This window comes from Aquibacillus rhizosphaerae, from assembly GCF_030282825.1.
Lineage (GTDB): Bacteria > Bacillota > Bacilli > Bacillales > Amphibacillaceae > Aquibacillus_C > Aquibacillus_C rhizosphaerae.
Window position 1 is genome coordinate 1 of the sequence record NZ_JASTZU010000061.1, and the last position, 17284, is coordinate 17284.

The 17284-nt window shown below is 33.9% G+C and carries 21 protein-coding genes; 1 reads left to right on the plus strand and 20 read right to left on the minus strand.

Going from position 1 to position 17284, the window contains the following annotated elements; genetic code table 11:
- Nucleotides 1-446: 446 nt before the first annotated feature.
- Nucleotides 447-1082, minus strand: a complete 636-nt coding sequence (locus QQS35_RS19560; RefSeq protein ID WP_285933927.1) for a hypothetical protein — start codon at nt 1080-1082, stop codon at nt 447-449.
- A gap of 333 nt (nt 1083-1415) precedes the next feature.
- On the opposite strand from QQS35_RS19560, the gene QQS35_RS19565 reads away from it, so the two are divergent.
- Nucleotides 1416-1940, plus strand: coding sequence for a DUF6431 domain-containing protein (locus QQS35_RS19565; protein WP_285933928.1), 525 nt, complete (start codon nt 1416-1418; stop codon nt 1938-1940).
- A gap of 291 nt (nt 1941-2231) precedes the next feature.
- Here QQS35_RS19565 and QQS35_RS19570 read toward each other — a convergent pair whose 3' ends face one another.
- The 19 genes from QQS35_RS19570 to QQS35_RS19660 form a co-directional block, all read right to left on the minus strand.
- Nucleotides 2232-2870 carry a hypothetical protein gene (locus tag QQS35_RS19570; RefSeq protein WP_285933929.1) on the minus strand — a complete coding sequence of 213 codons (639 nt, stop codon included), beginning with the start codon at nt 2868-2870 and terminating at the stop codon, nt 2232-2234.
- Nucleotides 2871-3092: 222 nt separating this feature from the next.
- Complete coding sequence (locus QQS35_RS19575) at nt 3093-3734, minus strand: hypothetical protein (RefSeq protein ID WP_285933930.1); 642 nt, start codon at nt 3732-3734, stop codon at nt 3093-3095.
- 224 nt (nt 3735-3958) lie between these two features.
- Nucleotides 3959-4600, minus strand: coding sequence for a hypothetical protein (locus QQS35_RS19580; RefSeq protein ID WP_285933931.1), 642 nt, complete (start codon nt 4598-4600; stop codon nt 3959-3961).
- 275 nt (nt 4601-4875) lie between these two features.
- Nucleotides 4876-5514, minus strand: coding sequence for a hypothetical protein (locus QQS35_RS19585; protein WP_285933932.1), 639 nt, complete (start codon nt 5512-5514; stop codon nt 4876-4878).
- Between the two features lie 235 nt (nt 5515-5749).
- Entirely contained in the window at nt 5750-6328 is a 579-nt protein-coding gene (locus tag QQS35_RS19590; protein WP_285933933.1) for a hypothetical protein, read from the minus strand.
- A 339-nt stretch (nt 6329-6667) separates the two neighbouring features.
- Nucleotides 6668-7099, minus strand: coding sequence for a hypothetical protein (locus QQS35_RS19595; RefSeq protein WP_285933934.1), 432 nt, complete (start codon nt 7097-7099; stop codon nt 6668-6670).
- Nucleotides 7100-7116: 17 nt separating this feature from the next.
- Nucleotides 7117-7908 (minus strand): hypothetical protein, encoded by a 792-nt coding sequence (locus tag QQS35_RS19600; RefSeq protein WP_285933935.1) that lies wholly within the window; start codon nt 7906-7908, stop codon nt 7117-7119.
- A 57-nt stretch (nt 7909-7965) separates the two neighbouring features.
- Nucleotides 7966-8667, minus strand: coding sequence for a hypothetical protein (locus QQS35_RS19605; protein WP_285933936.1), 702 nt, complete (start codon nt 8665-8667; stop codon nt 7966-7968).
- A gap of 18 nt (nt 8668-8685) precedes the next feature.
- Entirely contained in the window at nt 8686-9390 is a 705-nt protein-coding gene (locus QQS35_RS19610) for a hypothetical protein (RefSeq protein ID WP_285933937.1), read from the minus strand.
- Between the two features lie 17 nt (nt 9391-9407).
- Nucleotides 9408-10121 (minus strand): hypothetical protein, encoded by a 714-nt coding sequence (locus tag QQS35_RS19615; protein WP_285933938.1) that lies wholly within the window; start codon nt 10119-10121, stop codon nt 9408-9410.
- A gap of 169 nt (nt 10122-10290) precedes the next feature.
- Nucleotides 10291-10995, minus strand: a complete 705-nt coding sequence (locus QQS35_RS19620; RefSeq protein WP_285933939.1) for a hypothetical protein — start codon at nt 10993-10995, stop codon at nt 10291-10293.
- Nucleotides 10996-11021: 26 nt separating this feature from the next.
- Nucleotides 11022-12452, minus strand: coding sequence for an LXG domain-containing protein (locus QQS35_RS19625; RefSeq protein WP_285933940.1), 1431 nt, complete (start codon nt 12450-12452; stop codon nt 11022-11024).
- 15 nt (nt 12453-12467) lie between these two features.
- The gene (locus tag QQS35_RS19630; RefSeq protein ID WP_285933941.1) at nt 12468-12746 is read right to left on the minus strand and encodes a YwqI/YxiC family protein; all 279 of its coding nucleotides are present in this window, start codon (nt 12744-12746) and stop codon (nt 12468-12470) included.
- Nucleotides 12747-12776: 30 nt separating this feature from the next.
- Nucleotides 12777-13133 (minus strand): YwqH-like family protein, encoded by a 357-nt coding sequence (locus QQS35_RS19635; protein ID WP_285933942.1) that lies wholly within the window; start codon nt 13131-13133, stop codon nt 12777-12779.
- A gap of 443 nt (nt 13134-13576) precedes the next feature.
- The gene (locus QQS35_RS19640) at nt 13577-14257 is read right to left on the minus strand and encodes an LrgB family protein (RefSeq protein WP_285933943.1); all 681 of its coding nucleotides are present in this window, start codon (nt 14255-14257) and stop codon (nt 13577-13579) included.
- Nucleotides 14235-14621, minus strand: coding sequence for a CidA/LrgA family protein (locus QQS35_RS19645; RefSeq protein WP_285933944.1), 387 nt, complete (start codon nt 14619-14621; stop codon nt 14235-14237). Before QQS35_RS19645 ends, QQS35_RS19640 begins: the two co-directional genes overlap by 23 nt.
- A 200-nt stretch (nt 14622-14821) precedes the next feature.
- Nucleotides 14822-15640 (minus strand): ABC transporter permease, encoded by an 819-nt coding sequence (locus QQS35_RS19650; RefSeq protein WP_285933945.1) that lies wholly within the window; start codon nt 15638-15640, stop codon nt 14822-14824.
- A complete protein-coding gene (locus tag QQS35_RS19655; protein WP_285933946.1) occupies nt 15627-16613 on the minus strand; it encodes an ATP-binding cassette domain-containing protein in 987 nt (328 codons plus the stop codon). The genes QQS35_RS19650 and QQS35_RS19655 overlap by 14 nt, the downstream gene beginning before the upstream one ends.
- A gap of 200 nt (nt 16614-16813) precedes the next feature.
- Nucleotides 16814-17284: transposase (locus QQS35_RS19660; RefSeq protein ID WP_285933947.1), on the minus strand; the 471-nt coding region annotated here is incomplete at its 5' end.

The window sequence follows — 17284 nt, forward strand, 5'->3', positions numbered from 1 at the left end:
TTTCGAACGAAATAAATAATAGCCATCCTTTACTTCTTCAGTTGAGTCCATAAACTCGCGCGTAAATTCATCTTGAAATGCTTTCGTCTCAGGTAATTGTGCTTCTTTCAACTGACATCCTCCTAGTATTACCAAAATGATGATCAGGGGAAGAATTCGCTCTATTTTCATTAAGTTATACCCCTTTCATTTCCATTAACTTCTTATTATTACCATATTTTTCTATGTCTTATCAATAGTTATTGAAAAGGAAAAATAAAATAAACATTATGTACTACAGAAAGGTAACAAAACGGAGTAATTAATGAACGTAAAGTACTACCTAAACTTGGGAGATATTTTAATAGAGGCGTGATGGAAGAGGAATTATTAAATTCCAAAGAGGATTACAACAATTGATAAAATCTAAACATACTACAGCGTTCTATATCGATATTTTCAATGATTCATTCCGTATTAAATTGAACCGACTTCATAAGCATCAACGCCTTCTCTTCTTCTATCTCAGGGTCTATGTTACATAGATCTTCATCATAACAATAAGAAGAATAAATATATTCTACGCCAACGCTTCCCCCTTTTGGCACTATATAACTAAAGAAACGGTACACTGTTCTTTTGCGATCCTCATTCTCTAATAACTCTTGCTCTTTTGCTAAGTAAATGAGAGTATTCTTTTCTTTAATTTCTTGGTAGTCTCCACTATACCCAACTTTTCTGGATAATCCGTTTAAATTAATCTCAACCTTATTTTCCCTGTGTGGTGCATACATAACATCAGATCTATGATAGTAATTTTCTTCCTTACTATAATCTTCAAAAGTTAGGTTCTCAAAAAAATCCTTGTTTCTTTCATAAAACATCCTTGATACTTCTGCATTTTCCGGAAACAACATCGTATATCGATCTGTTTTAGAACGGAATAAATAATAGCCATCTTTCACTTCTTCAGTCGAATCCATAAATTCTTTTGTAAATTCATCCTGAAATGCTTTTGTTTCAGGTAATTGTGCTTCTTTCAACTGACATCCTCCTAGTATTACCAAAATGATGATCAGGGGAAGAATTTGCTTTATTTTCATTATGTTATACCCCTTTCATTTCCTTTAACTCCTTATTATTACCATAATTTTCTATGTTTAATCAATAGTTATTGAAAAGGAATAATAAAATAAACATTATGTACTACAGAAAGGTAACAAAACGGAGTAATTAGCGAACGTAAAGTACTACTTAAGCTTTGGGTTTTTCTAAAGAGGCGTGATGGAAGATTAATGCAAAAGAGGATTACTGTAAACTATCACTTTATTCCCTCTAATAATGACCTATTATTTTCAAAATTTAACAGCTTACTGACTATACTTCTCCGAAGTAATGTGCTAAATTTTTGGCATATTAGAAGGGGGAGTTTTTTTATGATTATACCTTACGATTTGGAAGTCAGTTTAAACGAATATTCTCAAAAAGGTAAGGCAAATGATTTTCCTGTTTTCGATCAATGTCCAAACTGTCAGTGTACTTCCAGTGGCAACTTATATCGAAACGGTTTTTATTGGAGGAACGCAGTCACACAAGAAGTGGAGCTACGTATTCCTATATGTAGAATGAAATGCTTGTTGTGTAAAGCAAATATATCTATATTACCTGACTTTTTAAATCCTTACTTTCAATACAGTCTTCATACGATTTTAAAAAGTGTGGAACAAGCATTGGAGAAGAAAAAAGGAAATGGGTACCGTCAATTATGGAGGTATCATTTGCGTCGTTTTATAAGAAATATCAACTGGATACATAATTTTTATATAGATAACGAGGGTGATATCAATGAAAAAGGTAAAAAAGAAGCCATAAACTATATGAAAAGAATCCTGGATTTTGGCGAATCCTCCTTCTTGCGAAGGAGCTGGGGACACTTATCAACATATTTTATGGCACATTAATTCTACCATATTTACACCATAAAAAAATATTTGTCATTCCACATTCCTTTTGCGTGTTCAAAGAATGACGAAAAAAGTAGAATAAAAACATGGATGACCGGTCGTCCTTCTAATCAAAAGGAGGAAGATTCCATGACTGAAAAAGAACGTGAAAAAAAGAGCACATTATTTCAGATTTCCTGCCCCACCATTTTGGAAATAGAGTGCCGAAATAATGTGCTCGTTTACAGGATTACAACAATTGATAAGATCTAAACATACTACAGCGTTCTAAATCGGTATATTCAATCATTAATCCATATTAAAATGAACTGACTTCATAAGCATCAACGCCTTCTCTTCTTCCTTTTTTGGATCCATTTTACAATTTGTTTCATCATAACAATGAGATGAGTATATATATTCTATGCCAAAACTTCCCCCTTTTGGCACTATATAACTAAAGAAACGGTACACTATTCTTTTACGATCTTCATTCTCTATCACCTCTTGTTCTTTTGCTAAGTAAATGAGAGTATTCCCTTCCTCAATTTCTTGATATCCTCCATCATACCCAACTCTTCTGGATAATCCTCTTAAATTAATCTCAACCTCTTTTTTTCTATGTGATGAATACATAGCATCATATGTATAGTTGTAATTTTCTTCCCTGCTATAATCTACGAAGGATAGGTTCTCAAAAGAATCTTTGTTTCTTTCATAAAAAGCACCACTAGCAATCTCTGCGTCCTCCGGAAACAACATCGTATACCTATCTGTCTTCGAACGAAATAAATAATAGCCATCTTTTACTTCTTCTGTTGAATCCATAAACTCGCGCGTAAATTCATCTTGAAATGCTTTTGTTTCAGGTAATTGTGCTTCACTGAACTGACATCCTCCTAGTATTACCAAAATGATGATCAGGGGAAGAGTTTGCTTTATTTTCATTAAGTTATACCCCTTTCATTTCCATTAACTTCTAGTTATATCCGTATTTTCCTATTTTACATTTCATGAAGGTATAGTTAAATTTATGTGCGGCAAGAAAGAACCTAAAATACTAGTTGTATTCTTAAGAGGCGTGATGAGAGGAATTAGTAAATGCAATAAGTATCCATATTAATTAATAGGATATAGACACACTACAGCGTTCTAAATCGATATTTTCAATCATTCATTCTTTATAAATTCAACCGACTTCATAAGCATCAAAGCTTTTTTTTCTTCTTCTGGTTTAACGTCGCAAACAGAATTCAGTTCATCATAACAACTAGCACTATATGTATATTCAATTCCTACAGATCCACCTTTAGGAACAATATAACTTAAGAAAAAGTAAACAGTTCTGCTTCTATTATCAGCTTCAAAATTTTGTTTCTTTTTCGCATAATAAATAAGTTTGTTTTCATCTGTTATTTTTTTAAAATCCCCACTATAATCCAATGAATCAGATAGTATTTCTAAGCTATTTTCAATAGAGTCTTCACCATAAGATGTGAAAGAAACGTCATACTTAAAATAGTAATTTTCCTTTTTACTATAGTCTTCAAAAGTTATACTTTCGAATGGAGATTTATTTCTTTCATAAGACCTTTTAGAGATTACGGCATTCTTCGGGAACAGCATCGTGTACCCCTCTGTCTTCGAACGAAATAAATAATAGCCATCTTTTACTTCTTCAGTTGAATCCATAAATTCTCTCGTAAATTCATCTTGAAATGCTTTCGTTTCAGGTAGTTTTGCTTCTTTCAACTGACATCCTCCTAGTATTACCATAATGATGATCAGGGGAAGAATTTGCTTTATTTTCATTAAGTTATACCCCTTTCATTTCCATTACCTTCTTACTATTACCGTGATTTTCCATGTTACATTTCATGAAGGTATAGTTACATTTATGCGCAGCAAGAAAGAACCTTAAATACTAGTTGTATTCTTAAGAGGCTTGATGGAAGAGGAATTATTAAATGCAATAAGTAATCTTATTGATTAATAGGATGTAGACATACTTCAGCTTTCTAAATCGATATTTCCAATTATTCTTCCGCTTTAAAATGAACCGACTTCATCAGCATTATTGCTTTTTCTTCCTCTTTGCCAGGATCAATACTACATTTTTTTTCAACATAGCAATCAGCTGAATAGATAAACTCTACTCCAACATTACCTTCTTTAGGTATAATATAACTATAATATCCGTAAACCTTCATTTGCCGGTCGTCTGCTTCATATAGCTTCTCTTCTTTTGCAAAAAAAATTCGAGTATTCTTCTCTTCAATCTCTTTATAGTCTCCACCATAACCAACCTTTTCAGATAATATTTCCAAGCTATTTTCTAGTGCGTCTTCACCAAAAGGTGTATAGGTTACATCATAGGTATAGCTATAATTTTCTTCCTTACTATAATCTACAAAAGATAGACTCTCGAAGTGATCTTTATTTCTTTCGTAAAATGCCCCACTATCGATTTCAGCGTTCTTCGGAAACAACATCGTATATCGATCTGTTTTGGAACGAAATAAATAATAGCCATCTCTTACTTCTTCAGTTGAATCCATAAATTCTCTCGTAAATTCATCTTGAAATGCTTTCGTTTCAGGTAGTTTTGCTTCTTTCAACTGACATCCTCCTAGTATTACCAAAATGATGATCAGGGCAAGAATTTGCTTTATTTTCATTTAGTTATACCCCTTTCATTTCCATTAACTCCTTATTATTACCATAATTTTCTATGTTTTACCAATAGCTATTGAGAAGGAATAACAAAATAAACATTATGTACTACATAAAGGTAACAAAACGGGATAATTAATGAACGTAAAGTACCACTTAAACTTCGGAGGTATTTTAAAAGAGACATGATCGAAGAGGAATAATTAAATACAAAGGAGGATTACAGTAATTGTTAAGATCTAAACACACTACAGCATTCTAAAAAAGATATTTTCAATCATTAATCCTTATTAAATTGAACTGACTTCATAAGCATCAATGCCTTCTCTTCCTCCTTTTCCGGTTCTATATTACATGCCTCTTCAACGTAGCAATGAGATGAATAAATAAACTCTACACCAACAGCACCACCTTTTGGTACTATGTAGCTAAAAAATCCATAGACAGTTCTTTCACGTTCATCTGACTTATATAGCTCTTGCTCCTTAGCATAGTAGATGCGGGTATTCTCTCCTTCAATCTCCTGATACTCTCCACTATAACCCACTCTTCTAGATAGACCTTTTAAACTAACTTCTACCCCTTCTTCACCATACATAGAATACATAATATCATATTCATAATTATAATTTTGTTCTCTACTGTAATCTACAAAATTAACAAATTCAAAAAAATCTTTATCCCTCTCATAAATAGGAGAGTCTAAGATTTCTGCGTCCTTAGGAAACAACATCGTATACCCATCTGTTTTGGAACGAAATAAATAATAGCCATCTTTTACTTCTTCAGTTGAGTCCATAAACTCGCGCGTAAATTCATCTTGAAATGCTTTCGTTTCAGGTAATTGTGCTTCTTTCAACTGACATCCTCCTAGTATTACCAAAATGATGATCAGGGGAAGAATTTGCTTTATTTTCATTTAGTTATACCCCTTTCATTTCCATTAACTCCTTATTATTACCATATTTTTCTATGTCTTATCAATAGTTATTGAAAAGGAATAATAAAAAAAACATTATGTACTACATAAAGGTAACAAAACGGAGTAATTAGTGAACGTAAAGTACCAATTAAAATGGGGATATTGTAAAGAGGATTACAGTAGTTGATAAGATTTAAACACACTACAGCGTTCTGAAAAAAGATATTTTCAATCATTCATTCTCTATAAAATGAATTGACTTCATAAGCGTCAATGCCTTGTCTTCTTCTATCTCAGGGTCTATATTACAGGTTTCTTCATCATAACAGTGAGCTGAATATATATACTCTATACCTACATCCTCACCGTTGAGAATAATATAACTATAAAATCCATATACCGTCCATTTGTTGCCATTGCCTTCTACAATTTCTTCATTTTCCGCAAAATAAATAAGAGTATTTTCTCCTTCAATCTTTTGAAACTCCCCACTATAACCAATCTTTTCAGATAGGATTTCCAAGCTATTATCTAGAGCTTCTTCACCATAAGTTGTAAAATTAACATCATATTTAAAATTGTAATTTTCTTCTTTACTATAATCTACAAAAGATAGGCTCTCAAAAAAATCCTTGTTTCTTTCATAAAACATCCTTGATACTTCTGCATTTTCCGGAAACAACATCGTGTACCGATCTGTTTTCGAACGGAATAAATAGTAGCCATCTTTCACTTCTTCAGACGAATCCATAAACTCGCGCGTAAATTCATCTTGAAAAGCTTTTGTTTCAGGAAGTTGTGCTTCTTCCAACTGACACCCTCCTAGTATTACTAAGCAGGTGATTATGAGCAGGGTTTGCTTAGTATTCATTTAGTAATACTCCTTGTCAAATACTCTTTGTAAAGATCTTTTATAAAATCATGTACTTTAGATATGCCTTAAAAGGGCAATTGCCCACTAACTATATGGGTTAACGTCGTGGAAGAATGTTATAAATAAATTGGTGCCAAGCTTGTAGCATTTTCAGACCAACAAAGGTGACTCAGTATCTTTTTTGCTACTAGAAAATACAACAAGCGTAACCTCACGAATCAGTAGCTTACACTTGCTAGAAAGAATCGCTTTACTAATAATCAGTATCTTCTCTACCTAACTTAGATTGTCAACTTTTCCTTTTCTCAAAAAGGCAAGGACTTCTTCCACATTTTCCGTGTATAGGATAGCATTTCGAAAATCACTAATAACCTTATCTTCAACAAGTAAATACTCTTCAATAGGTATAGTATTGAAGAGTTTTTTCCACTTGAATTTTTTCTCCATTATTTTCGTCTCTTGTTTTATTCGTTCTGTTGCCATCGGCTTAACAACAAAGCTCGGTGTAGATATCTGACTGTTGGGAAATTTTTGTTTTAGTACATCAATAAACTCTTCATTTAAAGTGGATTCAGACATGATATCCACATTTTCCACTTCACCCATAATCTTATCAGCCAATTTGCTATGTTCTTCATTAGACATTGTTTGCTCTATAAAAACAACTACGCAATATCTAGTTGTTTCTTTCTTTTTTTGAAAAAACATTGATTTCCACCTTTCAATTAAACAAGTTGTTCCTCTTTCACTCTCTCCATAACACCAACTAATTCTTTAACTAAACTTGCACCTGATGCTTGTGTAGCTTGTAACCATTCCACTCCGTCTAGATTAATCATTCTTAACGTCCAATTATAGGATGGTGATGATAATACATGGGTACCCTCTACATTCCAAGAATTATTTTGCCAGTAGTATATCATTAAACGGTTAGTATAAATTCGCCTTTGAACAGCCTTCGTAAACTGCTTGATTATTAGACTATTATTATCTAATTCGTTATTTGCTATTACTTGATCTAAATTGTAAATCATTCTATCTTCACAGTACCTTTCATAGTCCTTAGGAATTAGAAGCAAAGTGTCATTTGTACGCGTAGGGATGTTTTTAATTCCCATAAGCATCCTAGGCAAAAGAATCTGATTCCATGTCCAATCAGGAGTAGAATGTTCAACTACTGTAATTTCAACTTCATTAACTTTTTCACATTCTATAACTCTTTCATCGCTAAAATAAAATAAGTTTTTATCCATGTAATCCGTGAGAATCTCTACCACAAAATTCGATCTTGCTATGACCCAAATAGCACTAATAAATGAATCTTCAAATTTCAATTCTCCGTCAATTAAATCAACTAGATCCAGCTTATGTAACTTCTTGAAAGTTAATTCCCATTCTTTTTCCATATCCTCCTCACTATAATTCGGAAATGGATTCGAAGTGCCAATTAATACCTTTCCACCAAGCATTTTCACTAAAATATATAGATCTTTATTTAGTAGTGTCCATTTATTCATACGTATTACTCCTCTCTTACTGGGAAACAGACTTAAAATCACTGAATACAGCTATAACTAATTTCTTCTTAGATTTTTTGGCAAGCCAAATTCGGGATATGTTCTTTTAACGATTTCATAGTTTTTACGAATAAAAAAGTATCTGTGAATATAGATTGAAAAGAATGCAGTCACAACAGACAAGATTGATATAAGTGTTATTATTACCATAAGTTTAATAGATCCAGAAGCGAGTGCCGACATAATAAACTGTGCGATTATATACCCAAATGCTGTAGCAGTTATAATGGGAGAAACGCTTATCTTTTTTTTATTTTGTTGCAGCTTTGCATATGTACCAGAATAAAGCATTTTTATGTTAAACCATTGAAAAAATACGAGTAATAGTATTAATAGAATTGCACCAAGAATAAAAACAATTTGACTTTCAATCCCTATGTTTATATACAACAGCTTTTGAATTACTAGAAAATAGATAAAGGTATTTACTACTCCATACACTCCAAAAAATAAATAATAGGAGTGTTCAAACTTATACGGAGCAATCATATATACAATTGCAGCAATATGTAATAATCCTATTGGAATAATTGCAGGCCAGAAAAAAAGTGCAGAGAAAGACTCTCCTAGAATAGGAAGCAGCCCGATAATATCTAAAAATACTAAGAAAAAAATAAATATATTTCCTCTATGTTCTTGAGGCGTTTGTAAATTCAAATAGGATAATGTAATTTCATCAATACCATTATGATTCTTCAATCTGACACCTCAATAAGCCTAATTTCGCCTCAGTTTTTTAGGTAATCCAAATTCCGGATAGACCGTCTTGACCGTTTTGTAATTTTTACCGATATAGAAATACTTTTGTAGAAATATAGAAAAATAGGCCGTTAAAATAGACAACAACGACAAAGCTATTATTAGGATTATTATTTTTAAGGAATCAGTCACAAAAATCGGCATGATAATTTGTGCAATTATATAACCACCACTTGATGCTACAGTAATTAGACTCACATTTATTTTCGACCCATTTTTATCCTTTTTCATATCACTTTTAGAATAAAGCATTTTTAAATTAAATAACTGTAAAAATAGGAGTAAGCTGATAAATAACACTAATCCTACAATAAAAAATAGGCTCCCATCAACGCCGATATGGATATATAAAAATTTTTGAATTACTAGAAAATATATATATGTATTTACAACACCGAATACGCCAAAAAATAGATAGTACGATTTTTCATATTTAAAAGGTGCAACGATATATAAAATCGCCCATAAGTTAATAATTACTATTGGAATTACAGCAGGCCAAAAGTAGGCTGATGAGAATGGTTCACTAATGATGGGGATTAAACCCATTATATCAAGACCAATTAATAAGAAACCAACTACATTATGCCGGTTCATATTTGGAGTTTGTAGATCATTCACAAACGAAGCTGTCATTTCGTCAATATCAGTATGTTTTTTCAATTTGACACCTCAAGTAATCATATCGAGAACTGACTTTTTCTAAGTTTTTTCGGCAATCCAAATTCAGGGTAAAGTTTACTTACAGTGTTTCTGTTTTTTCTTATATAAAAGTATCTATGTATATTAGTAGAAAAGAATGCAGTTATAATAGACATTATTGATAATACCAAAATAATAACAATCCACTTAATAGAGGTAGTAACTAAGGTAGACATGATTACTTGTGCAATTATATACCCGAATCCTGTTGCCGTTAGAATGGGAGATACATTTATCTTGGCTTCATTTTTTTGAAGTTTTCTATACGTACTTGAGTACAACATTTTTATATTAATTACTTGAGAAAGCACTAACAATCCGACAAAGAATATAAGACCAAGGATAAAATAGATTGCATTCTCAGCACCCAAAAACATATAAATAAACTTCTGAATTGCTAAGAAGTAAACAAACGAATTTACTAGACCATAGATACCAATCAATAAATAGTATGATTCTTCAAATCTATATGGGGCAACTAAATATATAATGGCCCCTACATGGATAAGTCCTACAGGAATGATAATCGGCCATATAAATTGCCAAGAAAACGGCTCAGCTAAAAGTGGTAAAACTCCCATTAAATCTAGCAAAATGAGAAAACAAACGATGACATTTCCCCTGAGTTCTTGTGGAGTCTGAAACCTTAAATAGGATAATTTAATTTCATCTATATCGCGGTATTTTCTCAATTTTCCACCACCTACTATAGCTCTAGATGTTTGTAGGATAGATTATATTCAGCATATTTTAGAAGTTTATTTGTTATTGTAGTCCATAATGACATCCATAAAAAGAGTATCGCAAAAGTGACTGGTAGAGCAGTTTTAGTACTTACCTGTAAAGCTATGACATTGTTCATTAACTTTTTCTATTATTCTTTGATAATCCGAACTCGGGATATACTTTTTTAACAATTTCATAGTTTTTACGAATATAAAAAAACTTGTGTATATAAGTAGAAAAATACGCAGAGACAATTGATAATCCTGATATTGCCATGATTAAGACAATCCATTTAACTGATTCTGTAACAAAAACAGACATAATTACTTGTGCGATAATATAACCACAACTAGAAGCAACTATAATCGGATTCACATTTAGTTTCCATTCATTCTTTTGAAGTTTTGCATACTTCCCAGAATGTAACATTTTCATATTGAAAATTTGAAAGAAAACTAATAATAGGATTACTAATACCAATCCCATAATAAAAAAGATACTACCTTCAACTCCTATATGTATATATAAAAACTTCTGGATGACAATAAAATAGACGTACGTATTTACAATTCCCAAGGTACCAAAAAACAAATAGTACGACCTTTCAAATTTATAAGGGGCTACGATGTATAGGACGCCCCATAAGTTTATCAATACAATTGGAATAATACTTGCCCAAAAAAATTGCGGGGAAAACGGGTCACCAACAATGGGTATAACACAAATAATATCCATGAATATTAGTAAAAAACCAAAAACATTATGCCTTATCAAATGCGGATCTTGTAAGTTATTAAAATAAGATATTTCAATTTCATTTGTATTTCCTAACTTTTTCATTTGACACCCTCTATTATTAAATTCATCTAATCAAACCATGAACCAATTTTATTAATTATTCCTGTTGTACCCTTTTTAATCGCATCCCCTATTGAATCACTTTTCCCGTCATTATCTACATCCATAAATTTAATATCGCTTAAAATAGTACTAACTGCGATACCCGCCAACGCACCTACAGCTGCTCCAACGGCTATTCCAACCGGTCCTCCGATTGCCCCACCAACTAATGCTCCGGCGTATGCAGACGAAGCAATTGAGGCTCCAGCGACAGCAACATCACCTGTCACATTCCCTGCAATTTCACTTCCAGACTGCTCATTTTCTATACCATGAGCGATGTCTCCGACAACTGTCGTACCTACACCAATATAACCAAGCCTATTACCTGCCCATTTAAAGGATTGCTTTACACTTGTCATGGGATCAACTAATTTATAGACCTTCGTATAATTGGTAGCATTTGCACCTGAATAAGTCTTTTTATTTATATTATTTAATTCCGGCTTATCTACTAGCAATCTAACTCTTCTCTGTCCTTGTGCCGTAGTATAATGTGTTTTAGTCACTCCGAAGCCTTGTCTCGCCAAATTAACACTCTTCGAAGCTCCGTAAGCTGTTGCACCTATTACGCCAAGGTTTGCTGCTGCATTTACGGGTTGTTCTCGCCATTGATCAATATTAATCCCTAAAGTTGGCGTCGGATCCCATACTGTTTCCCCATTTGCAGTATCTGAAGCTTCTACTCCATTTGATACAAAACGTGGATTATTCACTAACTCTGCGTATGGATTATCATTCTGAACATATTGCGTATTGTTCGGGTTATAACAAACATTCGGTTGATATGTACCGATGGAAATGGAACCACTCGTAAAAAGTCCTTGGATTTCTCGAATATATTGATTCATTATTTGAACATCATCTTGAATCGGAGTAAGAGCAGCATTCTGAGTATGATCAAATAAATTGAGATTTTCTACAGTTTCATCTTTATGTAATCGTGCTTTATGGGTCTGCTGAAGAAATGAACTATCTTGAAGTTTTGGTAGGGAGACAATATCGCTTACCGTTTGGATGGTCTGATTTGATTCGTTAGTTAAATCTATCACTATATCTCTTGCTTTATTTAGTCCATTTTCTACATCATGTTGTAGAAAACCTTCTTTTATTACACCATTAGAATCTGATTCTAAACCTTGAAGTTCATGCGTTATCTTATTTATTACGGATTCATAATTGCTCATCACTTGCTGAAAAAAATCCATAAAAGATTGATGGGCATCCTGATAAAAATTTCTTATCGATTGTCCACCCTTCCCTTTAAAAGTATCCTCTTGGGAAATTAAGTTATTGACTGCAGCTTGCATATCATTTATTTGTTCTTTTTGTTGAGATAATTTAACTAAAATTTGCTCCACACCTGATTCAAGAGATGATACATCCAGTGTCTTCACTTATATTCCTCCCCCTTACTTTGCACTAATATGATTTGATAAATCCACATCGGCATCTATCATTTCTTTTATGGATTGACGTGTCATTTCCTCATTTTGTAGAAATAATTCTTTATAAGCTTCTACTAATCTCTCTAATTCATGATTTACAGCATTTAACTTACGAACTGTATCCATTTGATTCCCATCACCAATATTAGTCGGATAAGACGGTTCTAAAGATTCTGCAGTGGATTTTATATTAGACAAGCTGTTCTCCAATTCAAGTTGGTTTATTTTAATTTCATTTGCCATTTAGATGCCTCCTACACTTTATTTTCCCAGTTAATTATTCGCATTTTCTTCTGCTAATTGTTGTTCTAAATAAGCAATTGTTTGATTAATAGAGCGAATCTCTTCTCTTATAGATTGAATTTTACTGTCTAGACTCGAAAATACTTCTCCTAGCTGATTTGTTTTAATATCTGTGTAATAATGAAGCATTCCGTCATGTCTAATGTCATTGAATTTTCTAGCTAATGATCCTTCCCACGTAAAGGAAGAGAGTTCAGGGTTTACAATAAGACTTCTATTACTATTAAACTCATTCCTTTTTACTTGTAGCTGACTATTACAAGTGTGTAGTCGACTAAGTTGTTCTCGTTTCTCACTTAAAAGCCTGTAATAATAATATAAGGACATGGCGCTTCACCTCGTTAAATCATTTAGTTTTTACTGTTCTCTAAAAATAACGAATCGTTCTAACTATATCATGAAAGAATATTGATTTAATGGTAAAAATTGTTTATTTTCACTTAAATATTTATAAGTAATTACTCCTAAGGAAGCTCAGGGACGGTTTCTGCTTCCTAATTTTCCTAATAATCCCCTTCAAAATAAACACATCAAATTGTAATAGAATTGTTTCATAAAATAACAGAAGATAAACATGTGAATTTTGTTTTTAATAGTTCTTTTCATAAAGATGATGATTAATGCAAACTTCTTTTATTTAGTGGCTGTATCTTTCCATAACAAAGAAGACGCGTTCATGCAGCTTCCGATGACCGCGCCTATTTCTGCTGACTTTTATACGACCAGATCCAACCTTCTGAGCAATGATTTTCCCTCCTCATCCCTCCCATTTATAACAACGGATATAACCAAGGGAGGATGACCGATGTAAAGATAGCTGTAAATCCCATAGCAACACTAGACACAGCTCCTTGTAGTTGCCCTTCTATCACTGCTTGACTCGTACCGATTCCATGTGCAACGGTTCCGATACCAAGGCCACGCGAAAACGGATCATGAATTCTTAAAGTTGACAAACATACTGGTCCAAAAACAGCCCCGAATATACCGGCAGTGATCACAAAAGCAGCAGCTAATGCAGGATCGCCGCCAATGATTACGACCGTTTCAATTGCTACAGGAGTAGTCACAGCTTTTACTGCTGAAGCAGCTTGGACCGTTTCAGATAGGTTTAACATCTTAGAAATCCATACTGCAGAAGCAATCGTTGCTAATGTCCCTATAATTAAGCCAAATAGTGCTTGTTTTAATTTTTCCTTAATGACTTCTCGATTTTTATACATAGGAACTGCCAAAGCTACTGTAGCAGGGCCTAATAAATAGGTCATCCAATCTTTCGCTGCTGAATATTGTTCGTAGCTAATGTCCATCGCTTGAAAAATGACGATTAAAATAATTGTTGCTGTTAATACTGGCGTTGTGAATGGAGATAGAACCCGCGAAGATAGAGCCTTAGCACCGATATATACAATGATGGTTAAACAAATACTAAACAGAGTCAGACCGCTCATGTTTTGATTGCTCCTTTGCAGATAAATATTGGGTGATTCCAGATGTCACCACCAAACCGATAAGTGTACTTCCGACAATCATCATAAGTAATTGCCATCCACTAGCTCGAATTAACCCTCCATAGTTCATTAATCCAACAGCAAATGGAATAAAAAAGAAGCCGAGATGATTAATTAAAAATACGGCCGCCCGCTCAATATAGTTTAATGAAACAATTCCTTTTACTAAACAACCATATAACACAATCATCCCCAAGACACTAGCTGGAATCGGGACATCTGTCCATATTACGATATAATTTGAAATAGTATAAATAGCGCAAAGGATAGCCAGTTGTAATAAAAAGAGAAAAGCATCCTTCATAACATTCACATCCCTTCCTTTAAAGGAACAGGGACGGTTCTCTGCTTCCAAGGAATGAGACAGTAGAATATCCATCTATGTTTAGTCACATATGTGTCTTCCTGTTGAAAATATTTCCTTATAGTTTTAAAATCCGCAAGTGTATTTATTCACAGGAACGCAAAAAGGGAAGCAGAGAACCGCCCCCTGCTTCCACAATATTAATTCTTATTCCGAAAAAAGTACATTGTTAAAGGTCCAAATATGAGGATTAATCCAATTGAAATGTAAAGTACCATCAGAATATCGTTTGTTGCATCCGTACCGTGGACCAAACCGCGAACTGCATCAACGACAAATGTAATTGGATTAATATCAACGAATTTCTGGAGCCAACCAGGCATTGTGGTTGGATCTACAAATACACTACTGAGAAATGTTAGTGGGAACAAAATCATCATACTCATTGCCATTAGTGCTTTTTCTGTACGAACAATGATCCCAAGCATCGTCCAAATCCACGACAGACTAAATGCGAAAAACAGTAATAACAAAACCCCCAGAACAACGCCGATAAAGCCAGCCTCTGGTCTAAATCCTAAAATATATCCCAAGGTTATCATAATCGTAGACGCAATTAAATAGCGAACAGCATCAACAAATAAAGCTCCAACTAATACGGCTGGTCGCCAGATTGGCAACGAACGAAAGCGGTCAAAAACACCTTTCTCAATATCTTTATTTAAATCGAGACCCGTATACATCGTAATCATCGCCACCGTCATAACGAGAATACCCGGTAAAACAAAGTCTAAATATTCACCAGTAGAACCAGAAATAGCTCCTCCAAATAAATAAGTAAACATTAATAGAAAGATGATAGGGAACACCGTTACATCAAATAGTTGTTCAGGTACGTAGCGAATCCTTAATAACGCTCGCCATGCAAAGGTAGCAGATGCACTTATTGCACTCGGCTTTTTAGGACGTGTAATATTGGTTATCGCCTCTTCAAACGTTCGTTCTTCATGATTTGCCATTGGATTCGTCCCCTCCTTCGCTCTCTGGTAATTTCCCAGTTAAAGTTAAGAAAACTTCATCCAAACTTGGTTGACTCATCGAAAAGTCCTTAATTTGAACATTAGCGTTTGCTAATTCCCCTATCGCTTTAGCAGCTTTGGCATGTTCTTTAATCGGAACGGTTAAGGATATTTCCCGTACATCTGCTTCTGGAGATTGCTCTAGCTGTCCTGCAAAAATAACCCTAGCTTTCTCTAATTCGTCCATATCATCAAAATGGACGGTTAAACTACCAGCACCAATCGACGCTTTTAATTCTTTACTTGTTCCTTCTGCAATTAGTTTCCCTTGATCAATGACACCAATCAAATCAGCTAATTGATCGGCCTCTTCTAAGTATTGCGTCGTCAGAAAAACCGTTGTGCCATTCTTAACTAAAGCACGTATAATATCCCAGACTTGATTACGACTTCTTGGGTCAAGTCCAGTTGTTGGTTCATCTAAAAAAAGCAAGTCTGGAGAGGTAACAATACTAGCAGCAATATCTATTCGACGCCGCATTCCACCAGAATATTTTTTCACCTGGCGCTTACTCGCTTCCTCCAATTTAAAAGCTTTTAATAGTTCATCTGCTCTTTTTTTAGCCTCTTTTCTCGTAAAACCGACTAAACGCCCGATAAAAATTAAGTTCTCTCTCCCCGACAACTCTTCATCCACCGATGCAAATTGGCCGGTCAAACTGATAGACTGTCTAACAGAATCCGCATCCTTAACGAGGTCATAGCCCATAACAGAGGCTTCACCTTCATTCGGCTTTAATAAGGTGGCAAGCATGCGAATCGTAGTCGTTTTCCCCGCACCATTTGGACCAAGGAACCCATAAACAATTCCTTTTGGCACCTTTAAACTAACTCCATCGACAGCGCGATCGTTGCCAAAAATTTTCACAAGATTCGTAGCTTCCACTGCATAGGTATGCTTGTTTTGATTCATTGGCTAACCTCCTTCTTACATATATCATTATAATATCAACACACGCTTCTCTATTCCAATATAGTAAAACACTTTACACAAAAATAATAATTTCCTGATTAGTGAGTTAACATATACAGTAAAAGAAAGTAAGGAAGCACAGGGACGGTTCGGGACCAGTGAAAAACTAGCGTTTTTTTTCTATGTTTCTTAATAAATCTTTATCCGAATGACCATGACACTTTAAAAATGCACTTTTTTATTAAAACAGATGAATATGAAGAGGATACTATTGCTGATATCCTCTTCATATTAACTGCGATTGCAGCTAATTTTGATTGTATGGACACACTTAATAGACCATACCCCCTGGCTCTGGATAGGCCGTGAAATCTTTTAAGCTCCGCATTCTTACCTTCAATTGAAGCCCTCTTTTTATATTTTTCCTTGAACTCTTCGGTCTTCTGATATTGGGACATTTCATAGTAATCTGTTGTGTTCAACCCAATAGTTAGAATTCTTCTTGCGCGTCCTTGTGTACACAGGTCATGTAACGGACATGTTTTACATTGATTGAGCTCAAAATAATATTTATAGCCTTCTCTTTTTCCATCCTTTCTATTTGAAATATAACGTTTTTTGTCTACAGTCGTATTGCCTTGACTACAATACCATTCATCCGAATCTTTATT

Coding starts and splice junctions, on each gene's coding strand:
- QQS35_RS19560 (WP_285933927.1), bottom strand. CDS start 1,082: ATGAAAATAAAGCAAATTCTTCCCCTGATCATCATTTTGGTAATACTA.
- QQS35_RS19565 (WP_285933928.1), top strand. CDS start 1,416: ATGATTATACCTTACGATTTGGAAGTCAGTTTAAACGAATATTCTCAA.
- QQS35_RS19570 (WP_285933929.1), bottom strand. CDS start 2,870: ATGAAAATAAAGCAAACTCTTCCCCTGATCATCATTTTGGTAATACTA.
- QQS35_RS19575 (WP_285933930.1), bottom strand. CDS start 3,734: ATGAAAATAAAGCAAATTCTTCCCCTGATCATCATTATGGTAATACTA.
- QQS35_RS19580 (WP_285933931.1), bottom strand. CDS start 4,600: ATGAAAATAAAGCAAATTCTTGCCCTGATCATCATTTTGGTAATACTA.
- QQS35_RS19585 (WP_285933932.1), bottom strand. CDS start 5,514: ATGAAAATAAAGCAAATTCTTCCCCTGATCATCATTTTGGTAATACTA.
- QQS35_RS19595 (WP_285933934.1), bottom strand. CDS start 7,099: ATGTTTTTTCAAAAAAAGAAAGAAACAACTAGATATTGCGTAGTTGTT.
- QQS35_RS19600 (WP_285933935.1), bottom strand. CDS start 7,908: ATGAATAAATGGACACTACTAAATAAAGATCTATATATTTTAGTGAAA.
- QQS35_RS19620 (WP_285933939.1), bottom strand. CDS start 10,995: ATGAAAAAGTTAGGAAATACAAATGAAATTGAAATATCTTATTTTAAT.
- QQS35_RS19630 (WP_285933941.1), bottom strand. CDS start 12,746: ATGGCAAATGAAATTAAAATAAACCAACTTGAATTGGAGAACAGCTTG.
- QQS35_RS19635 (WP_285933942.1), bottom strand. CDS start 13,133: ATGTCCTTATATTATTATTACAGGCTTTTAAGTGAGAAACGAGAACAA.
- QQS35_RS19640 (WP_285933943.1), bottom strand. CDS start 14,257: ATGAGCGGTCTGACTCTGTTTAGTATTTGTTTAACCATCATTGTATAT.
- QQS35_RS19645 (WP_285933944.1), bottom strand. CDS start 14,621: ATGAAGGATGCTTTTCTCTTTTTATTACAACTGGCTATCCTTTGCGCT.
- QQS35_RS19650 (WP_285933945.1), bottom strand. CDS start 15,640: ATGGCAAATCATGAAGAACGAACGTTTGAAGAGGCGATAACCAATATT.
- QQS35_RS19655 (WP_285933946.1), bottom strand. CDS start 16,613: ATGAATCAAAACAAGCATACCTATGCAGTGGAAGCTACGAATCTTGTG.